Source organism: Sorangiineae bacterium MSr11954 (assembly GCA_037157815.1).
Lineage (GTDB): Bacteria > Myxococcota_A > Polyangia > Polyangiales > Polyangiaceae > Pendulispora > Pendulispora albinea.
In genome coordinates, this window is sequence record CP089984.1 from 802304 (window position 1) to 828255 (window position 25952).

The 25952-nt window shown below is 67.2% G+C and carries 17 protein-coding genes; 7 read left to right on the forward strand and 10 right to left on the reverse strand.

What is annotated here, in order from left to right; translation table 11 throughout:
• Positions 1-132 precede the first annotated feature (132 nt).
• Positions 133-657 carry a sigma-70 family RNA polymerase sigma factor gene (locus LZC94_03260; protein WXB16298.1) on the forward strand — a complete coding sequence of 175 codons (525 nt, stop codon included), beginning with the start codon at positions 133-135 and terminating at the stop codon, positions 655-657.
• Positions 658-1052: 395 nt separating this feature from the next.
• Positions 1053-2003 (forward strand): CAP domain-containing protein, encoded by a 951-nt coding sequence (locus tag LZC94_03265; protein ID WXB16299.1) that lies wholly within the window; start codon positions 1053-1055, stop codon positions 2001-2003.
• Between the two features lie 25 nt (positions 2004-2028).
• On the opposite strand, the gene LZC94_03270 is transcribed toward LZC94_03265, so the two are convergent.
• The 5 genes from LZC94_03270 to argG all read right to left on the reverse strand — a co-directional run bounded on the left by LZC94_03270 (position 2029) and on the right by argG (position 10070).
• Entirely contained in the window at positions 2029-3390 is a 1362-nt protein-coding gene (locus LZC94_03270; GenBank protein ID WXB16300.1) for a hypothetical protein, read from the reverse strand.
• A gap of 95 nt (positions 3391-3485) precedes the next feature.
• Positions 3486-4031 carry a sigma-70 family RNA polymerase sigma factor gene (locus LZC94_03275; GenBank protein WXB16301.1) on the reverse strand — a complete coding sequence of 182 codons (546 nt, stop codon included), beginning with the start codon at positions 4029-4031 and terminating at the stop codon, positions 3486-3488.
• Positions 4032-4262: 231 nt separating this feature from the next.
• Positions 4263-6695, reverse strand: a complete 2433-nt coding sequence (locus tag LZC94_03280; protein WXB16302.1) for a protein kinase — start codon at positions 6693-6695, stop codon at positions 4263-4265.
• 341 nt (positions 6696-7036) lie between these two features.
• On the reverse strand, positions 7037-8674 hold the full coding sequence (gene pruA / locus LZC94_03285; GenBank protein ID WXB16303.1) for an L-glutamate gamma-semialdehyde dehydrogenase: 1638 nt from the start codon (positions 8672-8674) through the stop codon (positions 7037-7039).
• A gap of 40 nt (positions 8675-8714) precedes the next feature.
• Positions 8715-10070 carry an argininosuccinate synthase gene (gene argG / locus LZC94_03290; protein WXB16304.1) on the reverse strand — a complete coding sequence of 452 codons (1356 nt, stop codon included), beginning with the start codon at positions 10068-10070 and terminating at the stop codon, positions 8715-8717.
• 137 nt (positions 10071-10207) lie between these two features.
• Between argG and LZC94_03295 the strand changes: the two genes are divergently transcribed.
• Positions 10208-11731, forward strand: coding sequence for a hypothetical protein (locus tag LZC94_03295; GenBank protein WXB16305.1), 1524 nt, complete (start codon positions 10208-10210; stop codon positions 11729-11731).
• Positions 11732-11746: 15 nt separating this feature from the next.
• On the opposite strand, the gene LZC94_03300 is transcribed toward LZC94_03295, so the two are convergent.
• Positions 11747-12685, reverse strand: a complete 939-nt coding sequence (locus LZC94_03300) for an ABC transporter substrate-binding protein (GenBank protein WXB16306.1) — start codon at positions 12683-12685, stop codon at positions 11747-11749.
• A 109-nt stretch (positions 12686-12794) separates the two neighbouring features.
• Between LZC94_03300 and crcB the strand changes: the two genes are divergently transcribed.
• Positions 12795-13181, forward strand: coding sequence for a fluoride efflux transporter CrcB (gene crcB, locus LZC94_03305; protein WXB16307.1), 387 nt, complete (start codon positions 12795-12797; stop codon positions 13179-13181).
• Here crcB and LZC94_03310 read toward each other — a convergent pair.
• The 4 genes from LZC94_03310 to LZC94_03325 all read right to left on the reverse strand — a co-directional run bounded on the left by LZC94_03310 (position 13108) and on the right by LZC94_03325 (position 17422).
• Positions 13108-14667 carry an anthranilate synthase component I family protein gene (locus LZC94_03310; GenBank protein WXB16308.1) on the reverse strand — a complete coding sequence of 520 codons (1560 nt, stop codon included), beginning with the start codon at positions 14665-14667 and terminating at the stop codon, positions 13108-13110. The two genes, crcB and LZC94_03310, sit on opposite strands and share 74 nt — an antisense overlap.
• Before the next feature lie 19 nt (positions 14668-14686).
• Positions 14687-15988 carry a LeuA family protein gene (locus LZC94_03315; protein WXB16309.1) on the reverse strand — a complete coding sequence of 434 codons (1302 nt, stop codon included), beginning with the start codon at positions 15986-15988 and terminating at the stop codon, positions 14687-14689.
• A 65-nt stretch (positions 15989-16053) separates the two neighbouring features.
• A complete protein-coding gene (locus LZC94_03320) occupies positions 16054-16698 on the reverse strand; it encodes a nucleotide exchange factor GrpE (GenBank protein WXB16310.1) in 645 nt (214 codons plus the stop codon).
• Positions 16699-16711: 13 nt separating this feature from the next.
• Positions 16712-17422: an RNA methyltransferase gene (locus LZC94_03325; protein ID WXB16311.1), complete on the reverse strand. Its 711-nt coding sequence runs from the start codon at positions 17420-17422 to the stop codon at positions 16712-16714.
• A gap of 166 nt (positions 17423-17588) precedes the next feature.
• Here LZC94_03325 and LZC94_03330 point away from each other — a divergent pair, with 166 nt between their 5' ends.
• From LZC94_03330 to rplM, 3 genes are all read left to right on the forward strand, one after another.
• Entirely contained in the window at positions 17589-21953 is a 4365-nt protein-coding gene (locus LZC94_03330; GenBank protein WXB16312.1) for a translocation/assembly module TamB domain-containing protein, read from the forward strand.
• On the forward strand, positions 21916-25404 hold the full coding sequence (locus tag LZC94_03335) for a BamA/TamA family outer membrane protein (GenBank protein WXB16313.1): 3489 nt from the start codon (positions 21916-21918) through the stop codon (positions 25402-25404). The genes LZC94_03330 and LZC94_03335 overlap by 38 nt, the downstream gene beginning before the upstream one ends.
• Positions 25405-25503: 99 nt before the next feature.
• Positions 25504-25950 (forward strand): 50S ribosomal protein L13, encoded by a 447-nt coding sequence (rplM, locus tag LZC94_03340; GenBank protein WXB16314.1) that lies wholly within the window; start codon positions 25504-25506, stop codon positions 25948-25950.
• Positions 25951-25952 lie beyond the last annotated feature (2 nt).

The following is a 25952-nucleotide window of genomic DNA, read 5'->3' on the forward strand; positions in this document are numbered from 1 at the left end:
AGAGACTTACACGGTTCAATTAAGAGGGGCCGAATTGACAGTCGTTTCCTGGCTTGCCAACGTGGGCGGCGAAGCGCGAGCGCTTCACTTGGCAATTGGGACGCGGGGGAATGGATTTGCAGGCGGTTGGCGATGGATCGATGGATTGGCGGCGAGAAGGCCTTTGGGGAGCTCTATGCTCAGCTCACGCCGCGTTTGTTTCGGTATATCTCGCGTCGTGCGCGGGATTCGGTGCTTGCCGAAGATTTGGTTCAGCAGACGTGGATGCAATTGTATGTGACGCGCGGGCGCTTCGTCATGGGGAGCGATGTTTTGCGGTGGGCGTATTGGCTGGCGCGCAGGGCGCTCATCGACCATTTCCGGATTCGCTCGGAGATGGTTGCGGATCCGAATTGGTTCGATGAGCTCGCGTCTCCTTCGCGCGATGCCGACGAGCGGCTCGATTCGGAGCGTCGTGTTCGGATCGTGGATGGCGCCGTATCGCAACTTCCGAAGACCCAGCGCATCATCATTGCGTTGATCAAGGAACAGGGCGCGTCGACGCGAACCATCGCTCGAATGCTCGGCATCAGCGTCAATGCCGCGAAGCTCCGGCGCCATCGTGCGTGCCAGGCGCTGCGCGCGGCCCTCGACGAACACCTTCGACCGGCGGCCTAGGACGCGCGCCGGAGGCGCTTCGTGCGCCGTTCCATGACCGCCATGACAGGATGTCGCGTATGCTGGCTTCGCGTGCCATCGTGACGGTGTGTGGCGGCTTTGGGGTGTACGGTACGCGACGATCGCGCGGCTTCGAGGGCGGTACCCGAGTTGCATCTTGCCGATTGGGAAGATCCGAGCCGGTGAGTACGTAGAGGATTCGAGCGATGACGTGTCGCATTCTTACGAAATGGGGCCTTGTCTTTCCGTGGACGATGCTTGCGTTGGGCGCGCGTCCGTCGTTCGCGGAGGAGCGCGCGGCGTATACCGCTTCGCCGAGCTTTGGCGGTACGGCGGCGATGAGCTCGATGGAGCGACGTTATCTTTCGATGTGTGGGCAGCCGGATGAGCGCTTGATGGCCGTGGCGCGTACCCTGTTGACCCGCCATCTTTCCGGGGCGCAAGCAGCGGCCCAGGCGGGCACCCTTCAGCGCATGCATGGCGAGCCGCATGTGTGGCCACGCGTGTGGAAGATCGCGGGGAGCGGCCTGGAGGACGAGGGCAACGTTCGAGCGTTGAAGGGTTGGCTCGCGTCTTCCCCGACCCCGGGGACATTGCGGTGCGGTGTGGCGGCGTCGTCGCATCCCGACGAGCTCCTCGTCGTGGCCACCGAAGCGCTGGCGGATTTGGATCCGGTGCCGATCCGCGTTCAGCCGGGGAGCGCGGTCGATTTTCGCGCGCGTTTGCTGGTGCCAGCGAAGGATTGTGCGTTGGTCGTGCGGGCGCCATCGGGGGCGGTCGGCAAGAGCCCGATGGCGTGCGAGCGCGGCGTGGTGAACGCGCAGGTTCCCATTGGGCAGCCCGGTGAGTACATGATTCAGCTCGTCGTGAATGTCGAAGGGGGGCCGCGGCCGGCGCTCGAGGCGAGCGTCTTCGCCGGTGTCGAGCCGCGTTGGGAGCCCGCGGGTGGCGTGTGGACGAATGGCCAAGGCGTCTCCGGTGTGCTCGATCGGCTCAACGAGCTCCGGAAAAACGCCGGTGTTGGGGCGCTCGTTCGGAGCGGTGCGCTCGATCGCGTGGCCCAAGCGCATGCCGAGCGCGCCCTCGCGAGCCACATGGTCGCGCACGACGCGGGCGATGGCCCGCCGGAGGGGCGCCTTGCGCGTGCGGGCATCGACGTGGTGAGCGGCGCGGAGAATGTTGCCCAGGCATCGAGTCTCGCGGGCGCGCAGCTCGCGCTCGAGAAGAGCCCCTCGCACTTCTCCGTGATGGTGAAGCCCGCGTACGATGCGGTGGGGTTTGGCACCGCCACCGACGAATCCGGGAACGTTTACCTGGTGGAGCTCTTTGCTGCGATGGCTCGCTGAGCGAGCTTTCGGCGGGCGTTTCTGCTCACGATTCGGGGTCTGGTCGAGAAATGACGGAATCGTCGGCGGCCGCGCCCGACGTCCATGCTTCGGCGGCGAGTCGGGCTTTGGGACATGCCGGTATCGGCGCGGCCGCATCTTCGGATATCGGCGCCGGCGTCTCCGCCACGATCGCCTCTTCGGATAGGGGCGCTGCGTCGAGAGGCGTCTCCGCGACGGTCGCATCGTCGGATGCCGCCGTCGCGTCGATAGGCGTTTTCGCGCCGGTCATATCGTCGGATGCCGCCGTCGCGTCGATAGGCGTTTTCGCGCCGGTCATATCGTCGGATGCTACCGGCACGTCGACTGGCGTTTTCGCGACGGTCGCATCGTCGGATGCCGCCGTCGCGTCGATGGGCGGCTCCGTCAAGGTCGCATCGTCGGATAGCGCCGCGTCGCCTGCGACTTCCGCCAAGGCCGTATCGCCCGATACCGCCGCGGCCACGGCGACGGCCTCCGCCAAGGCCGCATCGCTCGAAACGGTCGCCGCACCCCCCGCGGCGGGAACGGGAACGGAGAACCCGACACACTCCGGCTCGTACACCGCGAGGCGCGCAGCCGCGATTTGCACGGCTTCGGGGTTGCTGTCGACGAGAACGAACCCGCGATCGTGACGGGCGGCCGCTTCCGCCGTGGTCCCGCTCCCCGCGAAGAAATCGAGCACGATATCGCCGGGGCTCGAGTGAACCTTGATGATGCGATTGAGAACCCCCAGCGGCTTCTGGGTCGGATACCCCGTCTTCTCGCGCCCCGCCGTGGGGACGATCGTGTGCCACCACACATCGGTCGGCGTCTTGCCGCGTTCGGCTTTCTCCTTGGAGACGAGACCCGGCGCCATGTAGGGGATGCGATCCATCTCGTCGAAGTGGAAGACGTAGTCGTCCGGGTTCTTCGTGTACCAGAGGATCGTATCGTGCTTCGAGGGCCACCGATTGCGCGGCCGTCCGCCGAAGTCGTAGGCCCAGATGATCTCGTTCTTGAAGCTCTTTCGCCCCAGAAGCCGATCGAGGGCGACCTTGATGTAGTGGACCTCGCGGTAATCGAGGTGGACGAAGATCGAGCCGTTGGGCGCGAGGCAGCGCAGCGAGAGCTCGATGCGCTGCATCAAAAAGGCCTCGAAGTCGCCGAAGTCGTCGGCATACCAGCCGCTCTCGATCTTCGACACCGCATAGCGCCGCCCGCCGAATCCTCCGCGATCGCCGGCCCCATCGGTGGCCACCACCCGAATGCGGTCGCGTTTCTGCGGCTCACCCGTGTTAAAGGGTGGGTCGATGTAGATGAGTCGTGCAAAGCCCTCAGGTAATGTCGGCAGCACCTCCGCGTTGTCGCCGAGGACGATCTTCTTCATGCGGCCCGCAGGGTACGACCGTTCCCCGTCCAATGGAAAGCGACGATGTGCGGTGGCGCCCCCCAAAGATCACGAAAACGGAGGCACGGCCCAAGTTAGCCGCGCCTGCCTCGGACCCAGGACGTTGTCCCGAACCAAGCGCGTGCAAGGGCAGCGCGCGCACGCCGCAGGCGGTAGGCCACGTTCCCGCGCGAAATTCCGAGCTCCCGCGCCGCCTCGCGCTCGGATAGCCCTTGGTCGCCGACCGCCTCCATGAGGCGCTGGTCCTGGGTGGCAAACTCGCTGAACACACGCTTGGCCTGCTCGATCCCCTCGCCGGCTTGCATCACGTGCTCGGGGGTCACGCTCCTTCGGGCGATTTCGCGGTCCCACGCGGCCACCTCTTCGTCCGTTCCGCGCGCCCCCTCGATGCCGAGCCGCTTTCGCAGCGCCATCGCCGTTCGCGATCCCACGACATAGGCGTACGCCGCGCTCTCCCGCTCGGGCATGGTCGAGAGCCGCTCCAGGTGCGGGATCAGCGCGACCAAGCTTTGCTGAAGGGCGTCGTCCGCGTGGGCCCGTTGCAAGCGCGCCGCGCGAACACCGGCCCGGAGCGCCGGAAGCAGCTGGTTCAAAAGTTGGGAGCGCGCGGTCAGGGGCATGCCGGTTCGCCTTCGAATTTAGCACCCATGCGCCCGTGCGCGCCGCTCGGGCGCTGGTTCGAAAGGATGTGGGAACGAACCGCGGACCGCGATCGAGCCAAGAGCATCCGTTGTGCGCTCGATTCCGATTCGCACGACGTCGATTCGAAATACCGCGCGCCGGCGCAGAAACGGTACTTCGACTCCTAGGCGCCTCGCCTACGGACGCTGCACGAATCCGTGCGTAGCGCGCTAGAGCTCGCGGCACGAGAGGGCGTGGAGCCGCTCGACGGCGAAGCGCAGGGACGTGCTCCGCGGGCTCTTCGCGAGCAGATCGCGCAAAGCCGCGTAGCGCGTGCACGCGCCCGCGACGTCGTGAGCCGCCTCGTGCGCTTTGGCCGAGGCGAGCCGCGCTTGGAGGTACGCCATGGGCGAGTACACGAGGCAGCTCTGCGCGATCGCATCGGCGTGTTGGATCGCATCGTTCACGCGTCCGACGCGGAGCAGCTCCGCGGCGGCGCCGAGCACGTTGCGCGGCGAGGTCACCATGGTGAGCGCGTCCTCCACGAGCTCCCCGGGGGCGAGCGGCGGCGCCATCTCGGCGCCGATCTCGGGCAGGCCCGCGAAGCCGCCGAGCCACGTCTCGACGGGCGAGCGAGGCCGGCGCGGGATCCATGCGTCGCGAAGGGTGCGGTACTCGCGCGCGTCGATGGCGCCGGTGAGGTAGGCCGATCGGGCGAGACCGATCTCCACGTCTTGCATGGGATCGGCGGCCCAAGAGCGATGTTCGCGCAGCCCTCTTCGCGCGAGGGCGCGCGCCTGGTCCACGGAGCCCAGCTCGCGCAGAAGCTCGATCAGCTCCCACAACGCGTCGTAGCGGTACCTCCCGCCGTTCGAGTGGCTCGTCTCATCGTTCCACGTTCGCGCGAAATGGAGCGCCTTCGCGAGATCGCCGCTCACGGTGGCCATGCGGTATTCGTCGGCGAGGCGCGCGGCCTCGGCGGTCGGATCGAACGCGAAGGCGTCGAGCGGATAGAGGCGCACGCGCTCTTCGAACGCGGTGCGCGCGGCCATCGCGTCATGGGTCGAGACCAAGAGCACGTTCGCCAGATCGAACTGCGCCCGCGCGTTGTGGGGCATCACGGAGGTCAAGTGACGGAGCTCGTTCTGCGCCTCGGCGCAGCGGCCTTGCGACGCGAAGAGATGGCTCCGTCGCAAGAGGCACTCGCCCGAATCGGGGGCCGACACGAGGCAACGGCGAAATCGATCGAGGGCGGCCGAGGGATCGCGCTTTCGAAGATGCACCAGCGCCGCCAAGAGCTCGTTGAGGGGGATGGGGGCCTCTGCGAGGGCGGCGGTCTGGTCGACTTGCGCGAGCACCTCGTCGAATCGATCGAGGCGGTAGAGCATGTACTGATGGAGGATCTGTGCGTCGAGATCGGTCGGGAGGCGCTTGCGCAGGGCGTCCGTTCGACGCAGCACCTCTCCATCGTCGGGCATGTCGGTGATGGTCGGCTCCAGAACGTCCAGAAAGAGCCGTTCGCGCGCGCCGAGCTTCGTGCGTTGCTCGCGCGCCAGGCGAAAGTGCTCGCGTCGCCTTGGGATGGCGCGGTTCGCGGTGATCAGATAATAAACGCTGGCGGAGGCGCACTCCGGATCGGCCTTGGTCGCATCGTCGAATCGGGCGGCGGCTTCCCAAAGCGAGGCGTCCCGCCACAACTGCAGACCCGCAGCGAGATGGTGCCGCGCGGGCGGCGCGCAGCGGGCGACGATGGCGGCATCCGTCTTGGCTGCGTCGAAGGGGAGGGGAGCGTCCGTCGCGACGGGCGACCGAGTTGCCTGGTCCGCGTGCTCGTTGCGCGCGCCGCGTCCGAGCCAACCCGCGAGGACCGCGCCGACGAGGGCCACGCCGGCGACTGCACCCAGGATGGCGGGCCATGTGCGGCGCCGAGGAAGCTCGCGCAGATCCTCGAGCAGGGCGCGGAAATGGGGATAGCGTTTGCGTGGGTGGGTGTCCATCGCGCGCGCGAACACCCGATGCAGGTGCCTGGGCACGCGGGGGGCGATGGTGACCGCGCTGGCGGCGTCTTCGTCGGCGTCGCCGGCGCGCGGGTGCACGTCGGACAAGAGCTCGCACGCGACGATTCCCCACGCGAACTGATCGATGCGCGCATCGATGCTGCCGCCAAAAAGCTGCTCCGGCGCCATGTAGCGCGGGGTGCCCACGATGCCCAGTGTCGTGCTGTCGTCCGAGCGGCTCTTGCTCAGGGCCTTTGCGATCCCGAAATCCGCGACCTTCGCGGTTCCCTCGGCCGTCAAGAGCACGTTCTCGGGCTTCACGTCGCGATGAATGATCCCGTGCTCGTGGGCATGCGCGAGCGCCTCCGCGATCTGGGTGAGCCATCGCAAGCGATCGGCTTGGCTGGCCCCCTGCCGCATGGCGTGCCGAAGATTGCCACCCTCGCAAAGCTCCAGAACCAAATAGGGGAGCCCCGCGCTCTCGCCGGCGTCGTAGATGGCCACGATGTGCGGATGCTCGAGCGCCGAAACCAGACGCGCTTCGTTCAGAAGACGGCGCTTTGCGGTCTCGCGATCGCCGACGATTTCGGACGCCCCGACCCGCACCACCTTGAGCGCGACGCGGCGCTCGAACGTTCGATCGTACGCGCGGTAAACCTCACCCATACCTCCCTGTCCGAGCACTCCATCGATCCGGTAACGTTCGGCGAACAGCGTACCCTCCGCGAGACGCGGCGCCGCCTCCGCTCGCGGCGACGTACGATTCGCATGGTCTTCCCGCGCGGTCGGAGTCGGATCCATCGGTCCTCGAGGCTCCGTAGCGTATCAAAACGACCCGGTGCGTTCGAGGATGTCGCCGTCGCAAATAAGGGCGTCGTCCTCGCGAACGAGGCGTCGGAGCCGTCCTTGGGGCGACCTCGCCATGAGCCGAAACCGAGGGCGCACAAACGCGCGCGGCCCCGCGGCGAGATGCCACGGGGCCGGCCGTACGACGGTCGACGCTTGGCTCACTCCTCGAGCATCGACGGGTAGCCGACGGCGGTCGGCGGCACGAACGTCTCTTTGATGACCCGCGGGCTCGCCCAGCGCAGGAGGTTGTACGCGCTGCCCGCCTTGTCGTTGGTGCCCGACGCGCGCGAGCCGCCGAACGGCTGTTGTCCGACGACGGCGCCGGTGGGCTTATCGTTCACATAGAAGTTCCCGGCCGCCTGACGAAGCCGCGCCCCGGCCTTGGCCACCGCCGCGCGATCGCGCGCAAACACGGCGCCGGTGAGGCCGTAAGGGCTGGTGCGGTCCACGAGATCGAGCGCCGCATCGACCCCGGACTCGGTGGAGTCGTCGTAGACGTAGACGCCGAGCACCGGTCCGAAGAGCTCTTCGGCGAGCAGCGGGTGCGCCGGATCGGAGAGCTCGACCAAGGTGGGCCCGGCGAACCAACCCTTTTCGCGCGACCAACCGTCGCCGGTGAGGATCTTCGCCTTGGGATCGCCGGCGAGGCGCTCGCGCCAGCCGGACAGGCGGGTCCAGGCGCGCTCGTTGATCACGGCGCCCATCAGGTTGCGGAAGTCCGTGACATCGCCCATGCGGATTTGTTTGATGTGGTCGACCGCGAGATCGCGCACCTTCGGCCAGATGGAGCGCGGAATGTACGCGCGCGATGCGGCCGAGCACTTTTGCCCTTGGTACTCGAAGGCGCCGCGGACGAGGCCGACGGCGAGCGCTTCGATTTCGGCCGACGTGTGCGCGAAGACGAAGTCCTTTCCGCCGGTTTCGCCCACGAGGCGCGGGTAGGTTCGATAGCGCGCCACGTTCTCGCCGACGGTGCGCCAGATCGATTGAAAGACGGTGGTCGACCCCGTGAAATGAACGCCCGCGAGCTCGGGCCGCGCCAGGCACGTTCCGGCCACGGTGGCGCCGTTGCCGTAGACGACATTGATGACGCCGGGCGGCAGACCGGCGGCCTCGAAGAGGCGCATGGTGTGGTAGGCGGCGAGGCTCTGGTTCTCTGCCGGCTTCCAGACGACCACATTGCCCATGAGCGCGCACGCCGAGGGGAGGTTGCCCGCGATGGCCGTGAAGTTGAACGGCGTGATGGCGAGGATGAACCCTTCGAGCGGACGAAGCTCGAGGGTGTTGGAGATGCCGGGGGGCGAGATGGGCTGCTCGACCAGCCGCGAAGCGTACGCCACGTTGAAGCGCAGAAAATCGATGAGCTCGCACGCCGCATCGATCTCCGCTTGATAGGCCGTTTTGCTCTGGCCCAGCATGGTGGCGGCGTTGAGAACCGGGCGCCACGGCCCCGCGAGCAGCTCGGCCGCGCGCGTGAAAATGCGCAGGCGCTCTTCGAACGGGGTGGCCGCCCAGCCGGGGGCCGCGGCCAGCGCGGCGTCGATCGCCTTGGTGGCGATGGCTGCGCCGCCATCGTGGCAGGTGGCGAGAAGGAGGCTGTGATCGTGCGGGGCGCGGACCTCGTAAGGCGCTCCATCCCGCAGCTCGTTGCCGGCTACCACATGCGGCACATCGGGCTGCTCCTTCGCCATGCTGGCGAGGCGAGCCTTCAACGCAGCGCGTTCGGGCGAGCCTGACGCATACGACAGTACCGGTTCGTTGTGGGGGAGGGGTCTCGGAAGGGGCAAGTCCAGCATCGTACGTGGACCGTAATCCGGACTTGCCCCATTTGCTACATCACTTCTCGTCGTTCGTGTCGCCGTTGCTCAAGAGCGCGACGACCTTGCTGCTCTCTCCGGCAGGCAGCCCTTGCACGGCCTGCATCCAGCGCAGGAGCAGCGCGCGGTTGTCGGCGATGTTGAGGTTCTGCATCTCCAGCGCGCCGATGCGGTCCTCGGGCGTGAACGCGCTCTCGACCTTTTCCATCGAGAGCTTGTCCGGATCGTAGGCCATGTACGGAGCCTGCGTCTCCAGGATGGAGTAGTCGTCGCCGCGGCGAAGCTCCAAAATGACCTTGCCCGTGATGGTGGGCGCGATCCATCGGGTGAGCGAGTCCTTGATCATCATGGCCTCGGGGTCGAACCACTTGCCCTCGTACAAGAGACGGCCGAGGCGCCGTCCGTGCGTGACGTATTGATCGGTGCTCGACTCGTTGTGGATGGCCGAAAGCAGCCGCTCGTAGCCGATGTGCAAAAGCGCCATTCCAGGCGCCTCGTAAATGCCGCGGCTCTTGGCGTCGATGACCCGGTTCTCGATCTGGTCGCTCATGCCGAGCCCGTGGCGGCCGCCGATTTGATTGCACAATGCAAATAGCTCGTAGGCCGAGCCGTAGCGCTGTCCGTTCACGGCCACCGGGAGGCCGGCCTCGAACTCGAGGGTGACCCGCTCGGTCTCGATGGCGACGTCCTTCTTCCAGTGCGCGACGCCCATGATGGGCTCCACGATGTTCATGCCCACGTCGAGGCGCTCCAGATCCTTGGCCTCGTGGGTGGCGCCGAGCACATTGGCGTCGGTCGAGTAGGCTTTCTCGGTGCCCATTTTGTACGGGAGGCCCAAGGAGACCAGGTACTCGCTCATCTCTTTGCGGCCGCCGAAGGCCGACACGAAGGCCGGGTCGAGCCAGGGCTTGTAGATGTGCAGGCCGGGATTGACGAGGATCCCGTAACGGTAAAAGCGCTGGATGTCGTTGCCCTTGTGTGTGCTGCCATCGCCGAACACGTTCACCCCGTCTTCGCGCATGGCGCGCACGATGGCGGTGGTGGTGGCCACACGTCCGAGCGGGGTGGTGTTGAAGTACTTCTTTCCGCCGACCGACAGATGAAAGGCGCCACACTGAATCGCGATGAGCCCTTCGCGCACCAAAGCCTCGCGGCAGTCGATGATCCGAGCCGCCTTCGCGCCATGCTCGGTGGCGATGGGGGGAATATCGTTGGGGTTCTTTTCGTCCGGCTGCGCGAGGTCGGCCGTGTAGGCGTACACCTCGAGTCCTTGCCGTGACATCCATGCAACGGCGGCCCGCGTATCGAGGCCACCCGAGAAGGCAAGGCCGATGCGGGTTCCAGCGGGGGGCAACGATCGATAAATGCGGCTCATGAGTCGCGGTGTACAACATTTCTGGGCCGCGCAAAATCGCGCATTGTGAATGCGCGTGTGTGCGGCCGAGCAACCGCAGATTTCGACGAGCCGAAACCGCACTGTCACGTAGCTCGCGGGCGCCCGAGGATACGCTCGTGCGCATGCTCAACCCGGTGACCCTTCGGGCCGCGACGATTTGGCTCCCCGTTCTCGCTGCGGTCGCCTGCAGCGCGGCGGATCCCGACGCATGGAAGGAAGCGGAGGACGCGGAGCTCGAAGGCCGCGAGCCGGTGCGCGCGGAGATGCCGCTCGTCGCGCACGACCAAGACGATGTCCCGTTGGCCTCGGCCATCTTTCGGGCCACGCACAACAGTTATTCGGGCGATGTCGAGGGCGCGAAAGGGCCGATCCTCGGGCAGCTCGATCGCGGTGTGCGGTTTCTGGAGCTCGATGTGTACGATCTCGGGTTCGCGAGCGCGCGCGATTATTCGATTGGGCACAACGCGCCCGGCGACGCGGTGGATCACGGCGGGGGCAATCCCGCGACGAACAAGCTGCGCGATTGGCTGGCGCCCATCGGTGCGTGGTCGCGCCTGCATCCGGATCATGCGCCGCTGATGGTGATGCTCGACGTGAAGGGCGATTTCACGGACAACGCCTCGTTCGCCGAGGGGAACTTGGCGGCGCTCAACGAGGATATGCGCTCCACCTTGGGTGCTCCATGGCTCTTCGCCAAAGACCTCGCCGCGCCGTTCCCAACCATCGGCGAGCTGCGCGGCCGGATCCTGACATTGCTCTCGGGCGACGGCGGCTCGCGGGCCGCGTACAAGCGCGATGTGGGGCACCATCCCGCGGTGGCGATCAACGGTCGCGGGCAGGTGGTCGAGGTGCACGATTCGGGCAGCGGTACGCTCTGGTATTGGACGGGGCAGTACGAGGCCGATGGGCGCGTGACATGGCGCCGGCACGGCCGGTACGACACCGGGAAGACCCCGGCGGTGGCGCTCAACGACCAAGGCTTCCTCGTCGAGGTGCACCAGGCCGAGCATAGCTCGACCCTCTGGTACCACGTCGGTCGTCTGGGGTCGGATGGGGAGATCGCGTGGTCGCCGAGCCGCCCGTACGACCTCGGCGTGCTGCCGACGGTGCGCTTCGTCGATCCGGCCGGCGCCGAGGTTCGCGAGGTTCATCGCAGCCAGGCGAACGAGCAGAATTGGGACTGGGAGGGTACGTTGAACACCGCGACGTTGCGCGTGGCTTGGAATGGCGCGACCCATGGCCGCACCTCCGATCCGCGCTTCGACGTGGCCACCGCGAGCCACGGCACGAAGCGCGTCTCGGTGTGGACGGGCGCCGATGGCGCTTCGCCGCCCGAGACGCTTCGCTATACGACGGACCGGATCTCGGGCGATCGCATTCGTTATCCGCAGTGGGCCTTCGTGGAGTTCCAGCCCGGCGACAGCGCCGAGCTCCGCGAAGGGGCGTGGTTCCATGCGTCGAACGCGAGCAACGCGGCGTTCATCACCGCGGGGCGCCGCGAGGGCCGGATCGTGCGCGGCTGGGATTTCGACGATGCGAGCCGCGCCACCGAGCCGCTCGCGAACTACCCCGCGACGAATACGCCTTGGGCCCCGTGGTACCAGTCGCTGTTGAACCAGGCGGGCGCCATTTCTTGGTAGCGGGGGCGCCCGCGCTCAGCGCAGAGGGAGCGCGTGCAGCGCGGCGGTGTGCTTGACGGCGAAGTCTTCGAACAGCTCCGGGTGCACGCACGCCGCCATGATTTCCAGCGATTCGACCAGGCGCGGGCCGGGGCGGTTGAAGAACGCATTTCCATCCGACACGTAAATGCGCGAGCCCGCCGCCGAGACCGCCCCGGCGATCGTCTCCTCGATGATGCCGCGCTCCTCCATCGTCCGCGCCAAGGTAAACCCGCACGGCTTGACCACCACGACATCGGGCTCGAGCTTCGCGAGCGCCTCCGCCGTCACCGTGGGCGCCGGCTGCCCCGCGCTCGCCCCCACCGGCGTTCCACCCGCGAGCGCGATCAGCTCCGGCATCCACGTCCCGCCGAGCATGATCGGATCGAGCCACTCGATCGACACCACCCGCGGGCGCGACGTCGCCATCGCAGCGCGCTCCGCGATCGCACGAACACGCGCCTCGAGCTCGGCCCGCACCTCGGCGCCGCGCTGGGGGCGGCCGAGCGCGCTCGCCACCGTTTGGATGTCGCCCCACACGTGCTCGAGGCGGGTCGGGCTCAGGCTCACGATGCGAACGCTGTCGCGATGGGCGAGTCGCGCCACCGCGCTGCGCACGTCGTCGAGCGACACGGCGCACACTTCGCACAAATCTTGGGTGACGATCACGTCGGGCGCGAGCTCCCCCAGGGTTCGCTCGTCCACCGCGTAGATGCTCAGCGCCTCGTGGACCACCGCGCGGACGGCCGCGTCAATCGCGCGGCTGGTGCCGAGGGGCGAGATGCGCGCGGCGGTGAGCACCGGGCGATCGCGGATCTCCTCGGGATAATCGCACTCGTGCGAGATGCCCACGAGCTCGGCGGCGGCCCCCACCGCGCAGACCATCTCGGTGGCCGAGGGCAGGAGCGAAATGATGCGAAGAGCCGGTGCGACCATCCCAAATCTCCTTGGATCGGTGTGCGGGCGCGAGCTCGCCGTCGTACGAAATTCGAGCAGACCCCCAGCCTCCAAGGTATGGTGCAGCCCGAGCCCCGGTCAACCTAGGATGGCACAGGTACTCCTCGTCGGATTTGCAGGCGGACTCGGAACGGTGGCCCGCTACGTGGTGGGCCTCTGGGCGGCGAAGACCTTGGGGACGGGCTTTCCGTACGGCACCCTGCTCGTGAATGTGGCGGGCTGCTTTCTCATGTCGTTCATCGCCGAGCTGGCGCTGTCGACCGCGCTGATCCCGCCCACCTTGCGCCTGACCTTGGCGACGGGGTTTCTTGGCGGCTTTACGACGTACTCGAGCTTCAACCAGGAGACGACCCATCTGCTTCGTCAGCCCGCCTGGCTCACGGGCGCCGCCAACTTGGGGGTCACCTTGGTGGGGTGCTTCGTTGCGGGGCTTCTGGGCTTGGCGCTGGCCAAGCGGATCGCGCTGCTGGTTTAGCGGGCGCGCCCGCCGCGGCCTGCGCCTGCGCGCCCGCTTGGCCGAGCGCGAGCAGCAAGGAGCGCGCTTTGTTCAACGTCTCTTTGAACTCGCGCTCCGGATCGGAGTCGATGACCACCCCGCCGCCCACTTGCACATAGGCGCGCCGGTCTTTGAGCACGATGGTGCGGATCGCGATGTTCAGATCCATCTCCCCGGCAAACGAGAGATATCCGATGGATCCGGTGTAGAGCCCGCGGGCGTGCGGCTCCAGCTCGGCGATGATTTCCATGGTGCGGATCTTGGGCACGCCGGTGATGGTCCCGCCCGGGAAGAGGGACGCCGTGACGTCGATCAGGCCCATCTCCGGGGCCACGTCGCCCACCACCTCCGACTCGATGTGCATCACGTGCGCGTAGTTCGCGATCTCCATGAGCTTCGAGACGTGAACGCTGCCGAAGCGGCAGACCCTCCCGAGATCGTTGCGCGCGAGGTCGACGAGCATCACGTGCTCGGAGAGCTCTTTTTCACACGTGCGCAGCTCGTGGAGGAAGCGCGCGTTCTCCTCGTCGCCGCCGCGCCTTCGCGTCCCGGCGATGGGGCGGGTGAAGGCCCTTCCACCTTCCACGCGCACCAGGCGCTCGGGGGAGGCGCTCACGATCTCCAGATCGCCCCACGCAAAATAACTTGCAAAATGCACGGGATCGATGCGCGACAACGTCTCGTACAAATCGAGCCCCCCGCCGCCGTACTCCGCTTCGAGCCGCTGCGACAGGTTCACTTGGTAGGTATCGCCCGTGCGGATGTACGACTGAATTCGCGCGACGGCGCCCAGGTACTCCTCTTTGGTGAAGTTCGACGTGTACGCCGCCGACGGCCGCCACGCCTCGCCCGCGCGCACCGCCGGCGAGCCCGGCGCGGCCAGCGCACCCGCCGAACGCGACCTCCGCCGCGCGCGCTCGATCACCTCGAGCAGCGAATCCACCCGCCTCTGGCACGCATCGTAGTCGTCGCCGGTGGCGATCGCGAGGATGCGATCCGCTCCGTGATCGAACGCAAAGAACGCGTCGACGAAGTGAAACGCGATGTCCGCCACCCCCAGATCGTCGTGGGGGTGCGGCGGCAGACCCTGGAAATACCGGCTCGCGCCATAGCCGAAGAAGCCCACGGCGCCGCCCGAGAAGAGCGGCATCCCGGGCAGTCGGAGCCCGCGCCACTGCTGCATCACGCTCTTCAACGCGGCGATGGGATCGCCCTCGAACGCGCGCCCGCCGATCCAGTAGCGGGGGCCCTTGGCGCGAAAGGTCGCGAAGGGCTCCGCGCCCAGGATGGAGTAGCGGCCCTCCTCCGAGACGCGCGTGCTCTCGAGCAAAAAGCGATGCTCTTCGGGCAGCGCGCGCAGGAGATCCACGGGCCCGAGCGCGCCTCGGTCGGTGGCGACCACCAGCGGAACTTGGTTGTAACCCGCGGCGACGTGCGCCGCGAACGCTGCTCGATCCAGAGGCATGAAAGCTCGCGAGAACGGTTTACGACGACGACGCGATCTTTCGGGGTGCTTCGCCGCCAACGACGGTGCTGCCGTTTTCGCTGTTGACGCGCGCGATGACCTTGAAGACCTCTTCGTCCGTCATGATGTGATCCTGCGACTTGGCCGCCGCGAGGATCTCTTGGACGAGTTTCTCCGAGCCGTCAATGCCGCGCTTGCGGAGCCAGTGATTCACGTTGGAGGCGCCGCTCATGAAACCGATGCAGATCTCTTGCGAACGCCCGAAGGCCCCCGCGGGGACACCGCTGTAAATGCGGTCCGCCAGCCAATCGTCGCCTTTGTTCAGCGCCTTGGTGATGGCCGCCGCGTGCACGCCGGTGGCCGTGCGGAAGGCGTCGCGGCCGACCAGCGGATAGTTGATGGGAATGTGCCACCCGAGAGCGGACGCGGCGGTTTCGACGTACTCGAGCAGCTTGGTCAGATCTTGGTCGCCCAGCTGGCCGAGCAGCTTCATGTTCATGAGCAGGAGCTCCATGGCCACGTTGCCCACCCGCTCGCCGATGCCCAGCGCGGTCGCGTGCACCCGATCGGCCCCGAACTCCAGCGCCCAGATGGCGTTCTCCAGGGCGAAGCCGCGATCGTTGTGGCCATGCCAGTCGATGCCGATGTTGGTGGCGCCCAAGCCGATGATCACGTCCTTCGTGAAGCGAATCAGGTTGTGCACCCCGTCCGGCGTGGCATGCCCCACGGTGTCGGCCAGGCAGATGCGCGTGGCGCCGTGGTCGATGGCCGCGCGGAACAAGGTGGTGAGCACCTCGGGCCGCGAGCGCGTGGTGTCCTCGGTCACATAGGCGACCGGCAGGCCCGCCTTGACCGCCACGTCGATGGCTTCGCAGCTGCGCTTGGCGATGAGCGAGACGTCCCACTCCTCGGTGTACTGGCGGATGGGGCTCGAGCCGATGAAGGCGTAGACCTCGATGGGGATGCCGGCGCGCTGCGAGAGCTCGATCATCGGCGTGATGTCGCTCGTCACCGTGCGCCCCGCGCAGGCCACCTGGAGCTTCAACTTGTTGTCGACGATCTCTTTGCAGATGCGCAGACAATGATCGAAGGCGCGCTTGGAGGCGCCCGGAAGCCCGATGTCGGCCGCGGCGATGCCGAGGTCGTCCATCAGGTGCACGAGGACGAGCTTGTCCTCGATGCATGGATCGATCACCGACGGATTCTGGATCCCATCCCGCAGTGTTTCGTCGAAGAAGGTAAACCCCTTCGGGATGAGACGCCCCTTTCGCTCGACCTCGTTCCAGTCATAAACGAGGTCCGAAATGTTCGCTTTCTCCATCCTGCCGACTCTCCCCACCTCCAAATGTAGCAGGAGGCGGGGACGAGCCCGGCAAAATTAGGCGCTCACGACGTTCCGTTCGCGCTTCCGTCTTGACCGGTTGCGTTGACGCTCTTCGCTTTTGCCACCACGACCATCGCCGCGCGAACCAGTTTTTCGCCCTGCAAATAGCCGGGTTGCACCTCGAAAATCACGGTGCCGCTGGGGTGTTGATCCGTCTCGACCTGTTGAATGGCTTCGTGCACCGCGGGGTCGAACGGGGTGCCGACCGAGGGCACCTTTTTGATGTTGATCTTGCCGAGGGTCGACTCGAACTGCTTCAGGATCATCTGCAGCCCGTCGACGACGGCCTTCACCTCTTGGGCGCGCTGGGCGCCCTGGATGCCGCGTTCGATGTTGTCGAACACGGGGAGCAGCTCGCGCAGGATCTCCTCTTGGCCGAGCTTTCGCGCGTCGTCGGTCTCGCGCCGCGAACGCTTTCGAAAATTATCGAACTCGGCGGCCGTGCGCATCCACATGTCCTTGAGGCGCGCGGCCTCGAGGCGGGCTTCGGCGAGCGCGTCTTCGCACGCCTCGCCGGCTTCACCGGTCGATTTCGGAGCGTTGCTCGTGGTGCTCGAGGTGCTCACGCTCGCATCCTTTTCCTCCCCGAGGTCGGGGGAGGAGGGACCAATGGCTTCATCCGCGTTGTTCACTTCCTTCTCCGTCATGATGGGGGTCTGACTATACCGAAAATCCCGCCTGCGCCAGGAGGTCGTCCGCATGCGATGTCGAGAGGTACAGACCTCGGGCGTAGAGGCGCAGCCGCGCCGCCTCGTCGAGATCCCCCGGGCGGCCATGCGTGGCGCCCGCCAGTAGAATGGCGGCCGTGACGCTCACATTGAGGCTCTCCACGAAGCCCCGCATGGGGACCCGGACCGCCCTCGGGCACGCGGCCGTGAGGCGGGCGCTGATTCCGTCGCGCTCATTGCCGAGGACCAGGGCAAACCGGGGGATCCGCGCCAGATCCTCCGGCGCGAGCTCCCCCTGGGGGTGGGTAGCGATTAATTCCAGGTCCGCTGTCTTGGCCGCGTCGAGCGCCCCTTCGACCGTGCGATGGGGGACGATATCGACCCACTTCTCCGCGCCGCGCGCCACGGAGGCCGCCGCCAGAAAAGCCTCGCGCGACTCGATGACGTGCAGCCGCTGGATGCCGAACGCCTCGCAGGTGCGCAGCACCGCCGCGCCATTGTGGGGATCGTGCGGCGACTCGAAGAGCACCGCGATGCTCCCGATCCGCTGGCCGATGACGTCCAGGAGCCGCGCGCGCCGGCGGTCGTTCACGAAGGGCTCGAGGACGCGGACCACGCCCGCCGGATCGAGTTTTTCGACCCGTAAGATCCGCTCCGAGACAAGCTCCTCTTTGTTCAGTACTCCTAAACTGCGGCGACGCATGGGGAGCTTCGTCTAAAACGAATCGGACCAAAATGGGCACAATACGTGTTCACGACTACAGTTGACCCCCCCGAGCATGGACCACGAACCCCGCAGTAGCGCCCTGCCCCCTCTGCCGCGCCCTCGGCGGCGGCGGGAACGCGACTGGGGCCGGTCGATCTCGCGCGTGCTCTGCGTGATCCTGGCGGTGATCGCGCTGCTCCCGCCGCTGGTGGTGCTGGCCGTCCGCTCGACGTTTCTCCAGCGGTGGGCCACCTCGCAGCTCGACCAACTCATACGCTCCAAGGGCATCGTGGCCGAGTACGACGTGGTGCCCAGGCTGTGGCCGCTGTCCATCGAGCTTCGCGGCGTTCGGGTCGAGTCGAACGATGGGGGGGAGCCGCTCTTGGTGGCCCAGCGCGTGGCCGTGCGCCCCAAGTTCTTCGGGCTGCTGTCGGGCAAGCTGGCCATCGAACAGGTCGACATCGATGGCCCCAAAGTCCGCGTGGTCCTCAAGGACGGAAAGCTCGCGAACCTGGGGCTGGAGTTGCCCAAGAGCGATCCGAACAAGCCCTCGGGGCCGCTGCACGTGCCCTCGGGCTCCTTTGCCATCACCGACGGCGAGCTCGACCTCGATATCGAAGGGGTGAAGCTGAAGACGCAAGGCTTCGACGTGGACGTCACCTCGGACGACGATCCGCAGGAGGGCGCGACCCTCGAGATCGCGCTGCGCATGGGCAAGGCGCACGTCTCCCGCACCCGCGTGATCTCCCCTCAGATGACCGCCCACGACGAGGACACCCTCTGCCTCATCGACGGCCGGGTGCGCGTCGATCCGCGCGCGATCGCCGTTCACCGGCTGCAGATCCTGGGGGCGGCCGATCTCGATCCGGGCGCGGGGAGCGCTCCGCCGTGCAAGCTCCCGGACGAGGACCCGCGCAACGTGGAGCTCGCGCTCACGCACACCACCGTTCGGCTGCCCACGAAGCCGGGGGATTTGCCCCATGTCGAGGGGCACGTCACCGCGCGCACGCCGCTGGCCATCGGCGCCAAGGCGGGGCCCTTTCCCGAGACCGACGGTTGGATCTCGGTCGATGCCGACGTTCGCTACCTGGAGGGGATGAGCTTCCCCGACGTGAACGGCAAAATCCGGGGGCACCGTTTGCGCATCGAAAAATATCAGCTTGCGAGCGAGCTGGAGAGCGAGATCGCGGTCACCAAGGGGGCCATCACCAGCCCGCGCACCACCATCGGCATCGCGGACGGCGTCGCGACCCTCACCAACGTTCAAGTGGAACCGCTGGTCAAAGGGATCCCGCTGCACGCGACCGTGGACGTGAAGGACGCGAGCTTCACCACGCTCATGCGCGAGCTGGGCGTGAGCCAGCACCCGCACGTCACCTGGGATCTCAAGGAGGTGAAGGTCCCCCACTTCGGCGGCACCATCGAACCCTTGCGGCTCGACGGGGACATGACGGCGCACACCCCGAACTTGGCGGTGTTCGACAAGGCGGTGGACGATCCGGCGCGCCAGCGGGCCATCGGGGTCAAGGAGGCGCAGCTCGCGGCGCACATCGCGGTGCGGCCCGACGCGCTGCAGTTCAAGGCCATTCGCGCCACGCTCCCCAAGAGCACCATCGAGGGCGGCTTTGCCTCCATCGGCTTTCACGAAGATCTGGTGGTCGACGTGCCGCAAGCCATCGTCGACCTGTCGGAGATCAGCCCGCTCGGCTCGATCCCCATCTCCGGCAAGGCGCAGGCGAGCGTGAAGATGAACGGCCTCTTCGGCGATCCGCGCCTCGAGGCCGACACCTCCATCGAGGACTTCGTGCTCAGCGGCATCCCCTTCGGCCATGTGACCGCGGGGCACGCGACCCTGCGGGGGCTCACCGTGGAGCTCACCGGGGTGAAGGCGACGAAGAACAAGAGCAGCTACGAGATGCCCTCGGGCAAGCTCGACTTCGGCGGCGCGGCCAACATGTTGATGGACGCGGTGGTCGCCTCCAATGGCTTTGCCGTGCGCGACTTCTTCAACCTTTTCCAGATGGACGAGGATCCGCGCTTCGCCGAAATCGACGGCATCTTCACGACCAACTCCACCCTCCACGTGGCCCTCGGCGGCCCGCAGGATCGGTGCAAGGGCGGCTACCTGGACATCGCCGGCCACGCCCACATGCGCGACGTCAAGCTCTTTGGCGAGGCCTTCGACGACGGCGATCTCGATCTCAACTACGAGTGGATCGATCGCCTGGCGGGCCTGAACGGCGCCCGCATCGACGTGCACGCGGCGACGTTGCGCAAAGTGCGGCCCAAGCCGGATGGCATCGCTGTGGGCACCGTGTTTGGCTCGGCGAAGGTCGATCATGGAAACTTGAACGGCAGCGTGGTCGTGCAAGGGATCCCGCTCTCGCGCGTGCAATCCCTCGGCTCGGCCGGCGCCGAGATCGATGGGTCGGTCTCCGGCTTCGCGCAGGTGAGCGGGACGATCGACGCCTACAAGGTCCAAGGAAATATGGACATCACGCCGCTCTTGGTGCGCGGGACCCGCCTGGCCGGCTCGCACGTCGACGTGGCGATGATCCAGCAGGAGCCGGAGCTGAAAAAGTCCATCGGCAAGACCGCGTGCGGCGCGCCCATGTACCCGGAGTTCGACAAGGCCACCTACGATCCGGGCGCGTTTGCGGGCGAATACCGGGTGAGCGGCGATCTGTTCGGCGGGCAGCTCAAGGCCTCCGACTTCGTGATGACCCGCGAAAAGAACGCCTTGATCACCGGCAAGCTCGCGGCGAAGAAGCTGGACCTCGGCGCCTTGCTGCGCGTCGCCAAGCCGCCCGTCGCCACCGACGACGTGGAGGCGGCGGCGCAGCCCCAACCCCTCGAGGGCGAGCTCTCGGGCGAGCTGACCATCGCGCGCGTGCGCCAGAACGACTTGGCGCACGCCGAGCTCTCGTTCGTCCCCGAGTCGATGACCTTGGGCCGCGCCGGTCAAAAGGTGACGATGCGCCCGACCAGCTCCGTGGTCTATGTCAAGGACAACACCATCGGCGTGCCGCCGCTGACCTTCGATCTGCAGGCCGGCAAGGGGCTGCGCGGCACCATCACCGTGCGCGGCGCCGCGCGAAAATGGAGCACGGCGCCGGAGCTGGCGTTCAACGCGGAGCTGATGCCCATCGACTTGGGCGTGCTGGTGGGCGCCGTGCCCAAGCTGGAACGCGCGCAGGGCACCTTGGGGGGCTCGCTCTATGTGACCGGCAAGGCCAGCGCGCCGGAGATGAACGGTGTGCTCAGCGTGCGGGGCGGCGAGTTCATCGTCGATGGGCTGCCGGGGCCCATCACCGCGGTCGAGCTGGACGTGCAGGCCGACTCGTCGGAGGTGCGCATCTCGCGCGGGTCGGCCAAGTTCGCCGGGGGCACGGTGGCGGTGACCGGGCACTTGCCCATCTCGGGCTTCACCGTGGGGGCGGGCGAGGTCAATCTGCGGGGACGCAACCTGCGGCTCGCCCCCTGGGATGGAATCGCCACCACCCTCGACGCCGATCTCTTGCTGCAGGTGGCCGCGCCCTCCACCCGCGCCGACGCCAAGGCGCCGCTGCCTCAAATCGTGGGCGACGTGCTCCTCACGTCGGGCGAGTACACCCGGCCCATCTCGCTCACCACCGATCTGAGCGCCCTCGGCATGCGCGCCAAGCGGACGGTGGTCGAGAGCTACGATCCCTCGCTCGACGCGGTGAACCTGGACATCCAGGTGAAGAACCGCGGTCCTCTGCGCATCCACAACAACCTGGCGGAGGTGGAGCTCAACATCGATCCGGCGGGCCTGCGGGTGACCGGCACCAACCAGCGCATGGGGCTTCGGGGCGAGGTGCGGGCGCAGCAGGGCGGCCGGGTGCGCTTTCGGTCCACGGAGTTCGAGGTGCGGCAGGCGGTGGTTCGATTCGACGATCCCACGCGCATCGACCCGAACATCGACGTGGTGGCCACGACCGAGTACCGTCGCTACGGATCGTCGTCGGCGGCGGCCGGCGGGGCGGGGGGGCGAACCGCGGGACTATGGCGCATCACACTCCACGCCTACGGCGACACCGACAACCTCCGCCTGGATCTGACGAGCGATCCCCCGCTCTCCCAGGAGGACATCGTGCTGCTGCTCACCGTCGGCATGACCCGCACGGAGGTCGACCAGCTGCAACAAAGCGGCGGCGCGGCCCTGGGCGCGGGCGTGGCCCTCGAGGCCTTGTCCACCGCCACGGGCGCCGATCGCGCGGTCACCAGCGCCATCCCCGTCATCGACGATTTCCGCTTTGGCAGCGGCTACTCGTCGCGCAGCGGGCGGACCGAGCCCCAGGTGACCATCGGCAAGCGCATCACCGACGATATCCGCGCCAGCGTGACCACGGGCTTGTCCGAGGATCGCGAGCTCCGGTCCAACATCGAGTGGCGATTGAGCCAGCGGACCAGCGTTCTCGGCTCCTACGACAACGTCAATGACGTATCCTCCTCGAACATCGGGAACCTTGGCCTCGACTTGCGATGGCGGCTCGAGTTCCAGTAAGCGAGATCGCCCTCTGCGCGTCTTCCTTCTCTTCCCCCTCCTGTTCGTCGTCACCTTGCTGGTCTCCGCCACCCCGGCAGGCCGTCTTGCGCACGCGGCGCCCCCGCCCAGCGCTCCGAGCGGGCCGGCGCCGGGCGCGAAGGCTCGGGGCGAGGTCAAGGTGCTCACGCCCCCCGAGCTTCCGGCGCCGCCCGCGCCCATGCCGATCCTGCCGCCGCGGGTGAAGGACGACCCGTGCGTGGGCCGCCCCATCACGGCCATCGATACGGAGCTCGAGGGCGAAGCGTGGGGGCTGACGAAGCTTCCCAAGGTGATCACCGTCCGCCCCGGTGAGCCGTTCACCGAGGCCGCCGGGCGCCGCGCGCTCTCGGAGCTGCTCGAGCGCGGTCAGTTCGCCCGCGGCCACGTGACCGGAAAAGCGGACGGCGCAGGGTGCCGCATGGTCGTCGAGGTGGCGGTTCGCAAGATCATCGAGACCTTGCGCTTCCACATGGGCGGGGTCAAAGTCGACCGCGACGAGCTCTTGCGCGAAGCCGACTTGGTCGAGGGCGGCGAGTTCGTGGGCGCCGATCTGGCCGACAAACAAGAGCGCATGGAGATCGCGCTCGCCCGCCATGGCTACCCGCGGGCGACCATCGCCTTGGAGACGGCCTCCACCGACGATCCGATGCGCATCGGCGTCGTCCTCTCGATCCGCGACGGCGAGCCACGCATCGTCGCCCGCCGCTTTTTCTACGTCTACGACGCCGTCCCCGAGGATCTCGCGTCCACCAACGACACCTACCGCGTGAAGGCCGGCGACCGCGCCGACGAGACCTCGCTCGAGGCGGCCGACAGCCAGCTCGAGGCGCGCCTGCGCGCGCGCGGCTACCACCAAGCCGACGTGTGGCACGACGTGGTGGAGTCGGACGGACGCATCGTGCTTCGGGTGCGGGTGCAGGCCGGCAAGCTCTTTCTACCCCGCTTCGAGGGCAACGATCACTACGACCAAGACGCCCTCACCGCCGCCCTCGAGATCGAAAAAGAAGCGGATTTGAGCCCGATTCATCTCGTCGAAAAGATTCGAGAATTTTATCAGAAGCGCGGCTACTACGACGTGGCGGTGGTCTCCGAAGAGCGCGGCGGGCCGAGCGACCGCGTGCACCACATCGTCTTCAAGATCACCGAGGGCTCGCGGGTGGCCGTGGTCGCGCGCACCTACCCCTGCTTGCGCGAGGACGACGTTCGCAAGCTGACCGAGGGAGGGCCGACGAGCGTGTCCGACATCGGCCGCGAGATCGACAGCTTCCTGGAGGAGGAGCTGCCGGGCGCCGACATCATCAAGAGCCCCGATCCGCGCGGGGTCGACGCGCTGATGGGTCCCAAGGCGGGGCGCGGTACGCGCGACGTGCCGGTCGATCTCGAGCCCGACGGAACCTATGTGGCGGACACGTACGGGCGCGCGGTGGAGCACGTGCAGGAGCTCTATCGCCACGAGGGCTTCCTGCACGCGCAGGCCGGCCCGGTGCAGATCGTGCGGCGCGCGTGCGATCGCAAGTCGCTCGCGTCGCGCTGCATCCCCGTCCCGCTGCCCGCGCCGCCGCCCGACATCTGCACGTACGACGTGACGAACCTGCCGCTGCCGGTCGCGCCGCTCCCCTCGAACCTCACGTGCGTGCCCGATCCCGCGCACGGCGTGCGGTGCGAGGACCGCATGATCCTGCGCATCCCCGTGAAGCTCGGGCCGCGCACCACCCTCTACGATCTGGCCTTCAGCGGCGCGCGCGCCATCTCCGAGCGGACCCTCGCGCGCGCGGCCGCCCTCGAGCTGGGCGTGCCGGCCAACACCATCCAGCTCGAGGAGGCGCGCCGCAAGCTGCTCGATGTGTACCGCGAGGAGGGCTACGCCTTCGTCGACGTGAAGTACAACCTCGAGGAGTCGCTCGACCATACGCGCGCCCGCGTGCGGTTCGAGATCACCGAGGGCGAGCAGGTCATCGTCCGGCAGATCGTGCTGCAAGGAAACGAGCTGACGCGCGAGGGCGTCATCCGCCGCCGCATCGCCCTGGAGCTCGGGCAGCCGTACCGCGCCAGCTTGATCCGAAAGACCCAGGAGCGCATCGCCACCCTCAACGTCTTCAGCAGCGTCGAGGTCGCCCTCGCCGATCCGTACGTGCCCGCGAAGAACAAAACGGTGGTCATCACCTTGGCCGAGGCCGTCCCCAAGTTCGTGGAGGTTCGCCCCGGGTTCTCGACCGGTGAGGGCTTTCGTCTGACCACGGAGATCGGCGATCGAAACCTCTTCGGCACCGCCATCGCCGTCTCCACCCGCGTGCAGGTCTCGTATCTGCCCGATGCGCTCATCCTCGACGATCAGGTGAAGAAGAATTTTCAGGGGCTGGAGCGCGAGAGCGGGGCCATCAGCCGCGTGGCCGGGCGCATCACGGTACGCGGCGAGTTCCCGGAGATGGGCCTGGGGCCGCTGGTGCGCTCCGGCATCGACGGCGTGTACTCGCGCGCCCTGCAGCGCGATTTCGTGCTCACCAAGGCGGCCATCATCCCCAACGTGACGTACAAGCCCGTGCGCCAGGTCACGATCCTCGTCTCGCCCACGGCGGAGCAGAACGACGCCAAGGTCTTCAACGTGGGCAGCCTGGACGAGTATTTGAAGAACCTCGGCGCGCGCGGCGGCGATCTCGCGCGCATCTTGCGCGTCCCCGATGGGACGAGCATCGCCTTCTCGCAGCGCGCCATCGTCTCGTGGGACCGCCGCGACAACTCCTTCAGCGCCCACAAGGGCACGTACTTCGTGAGCGGCATCGAGCACGTCGACTGGAAGCCGGTGAACGTCAAGCTGACGTGCGACAACCCCACGACGTGCAACCCCGAGAAGGACGCGCGCGCCAGCCAAGACGGCCATTTTCTGCGCTTTTCGGAGGTCATCGCCGGCTATCTCCCCCTGGGGAAGCGGCTCACCTTCGCGGCGGAGCTCCGCCTGGGCCTCAACATGCAGCTCGTCCCCAACTCGCAGACGTACCCCGATCGCCTCTTCTTTTTGGGCGGCGTGGAGTCGATGCGCGGCTTTCCGCAGGACTCGCTGATGCCCCAGGACCTGGCCGACCGCATCGAGGAGGACCAGGGCAAGCCCGCGCCGCCGGCAGGCGAGCCGCCGCGGCTGACCGCGCAGCAGATCGCCATCCGCGGGGGCAACTTGATGATCAACCCCAAGTTCGAGCTGCGCATCCCCATCAAGGGCGCCATCGAGACGGCCTTGTTCACCGACGTGGGCAACCTCTGGGTCGACCCCACGTACCCGTTCGAGCACGGATTTCCGATGCGGGTAACGGTTGGGACCGGTTTGCGATTTCAGACTCCGGTGGGCCCGCTCGTCTTCGACTATGGTATCAACCTCACCCGTCGCAAAGCCTACGAGGACTTTGGCGCCTTCCACTTTGCGATTGGGTTGTTTTGACGGCGCTTGACAAAGCACACACAGGCTCGTAGGTTCCCGCGCCCTCGGATGGGGAGCCGCAGGGACCCCTCGATTCGCGTAGGAAAGGCTGTTTCAACGATGTCTCAGACGACATTTTCGGCGACGAAGGCGCAGGCTCAAGCCAGCCGTTCGTGGTACGTGGTGGATGCGGCCGGAAAGCCCCTTGGGCGGCTGGCGAGCGAAATTGCTCGAGTTCTCCGCGGCAAGCACAAGCCGACGTATACCCCTCATCAAGATACGGGCGACTTCGTGATCGTGGTCAACGCCGACAAGATCCGCCTGACCGGCAACAAGCTCGACCAGAAGTTCTACTACTCGCACTCGGGCATCCCGGGCGGGTTCAGCGCCGAGAGCTACCGGCACCTTCTGGAGCGCAAGCCTGCTTTTCCGATCGAGAAGGCGGTCAAGGGCATGCTGCCCAAGAACGTGCTCGGTCGCGAAATGCTGACCAAACTCAAAGTGTACGCGACGCCGGATCACCCCCACGCCGCGCAGAAACCGCAGCCCCTGAAGGTCACACTCTAAGC

Coding starts and splice junctions, on each gene's coding strand:
- LZC94_03275 (WXB16301.1), bottom strand. CDS start 4,031: ATGCCCCTGACCGCGCGCTCCCAACTTTTGAACCAGCTGCTTCCGGCG.
- LZC94_03260 (WXB16298.1), top strand. CDS start 133: ATGGATCGATGGATTGGCGGCGAGAAGGCCTTTGGGGAGCTCTATGCT.
- LZC94_03310 (WXB16308.1), bottom strand. CDS start 14,667: ATGCCTCTGGATCGAGCAGCGTTCGCGGCGCACGTCGCCGCGGGTTAC.
- LZC94_03280 (WXB16302.1), bottom strand. CDS start 6,695: ATGGGTGAGGTTTACCGCGCGTACGATCGAACGTTCGAGCGCCGCGTC.
- pruA (WXB16303.1), bottom strand. CDS start 8,674: ATGCTGGACTTGCCCCTTCCGAGACCCCTCCCCCACAACGAACCGGTA.
- LZC94_03265 (WXB16299.1), top strand. CDS start 1,053: ATGGCCGTGGCGCGTACCCTGTTGACCCGCCATCTTTCCGGGGCGCAA.
- rplM (WXB16314.1), top strand. CDS start 25,504: ATGTCTCAGACGACATTTTCGGCGACGAAGGCGCAGGCTCAAGCCAGC.
- LZC94_03270 (WXB16300.1), bottom strand. CDS start 3,390: ATGAAGAAGATCGTCCTCGGCGACAACGCGGAGGTGCTGCCGACATTA.
- crcB (WXB16307.1), top strand. CDS start 12,795: ATGGCACAGGTACTCCTCGTCGGATTTGCAGGCGGACTCGGAACGGTG.
- LZC94_03315 (WXB16309.1), bottom strand. CDS start 15,988: ATGGAGAAAGCGAACATTTCGGACCTCGTTTATGACTGGAACGAGGTC.
- LZC94_03300 (WXB16306.1), bottom strand. CDS start 12,685: ATGGTCGCACCGGCTCTTCGCATCATTTCGCTCCTGCCCTCGGCCACC.
- argG (WXB16304.1), bottom strand. CDS start 10,070: ATGAGCCGCATTTATCGATCGTTGCCCCCCGCTGGAACCCGCATCGGC.
- LZC94_03325 (WXB16311.1), bottom strand. CDS start 17,422: ATGCGTCGCCGCAGTTTAGGAGTACTGAACAAAGAGGAGCTTGTCTCG.
- LZC94_03320 (WXB16310.1), bottom strand. CDS start 16,698: ATGACGGAGAAGGAAGTGAACAACGCGGATGAAGCCATTGGTCCCTCC.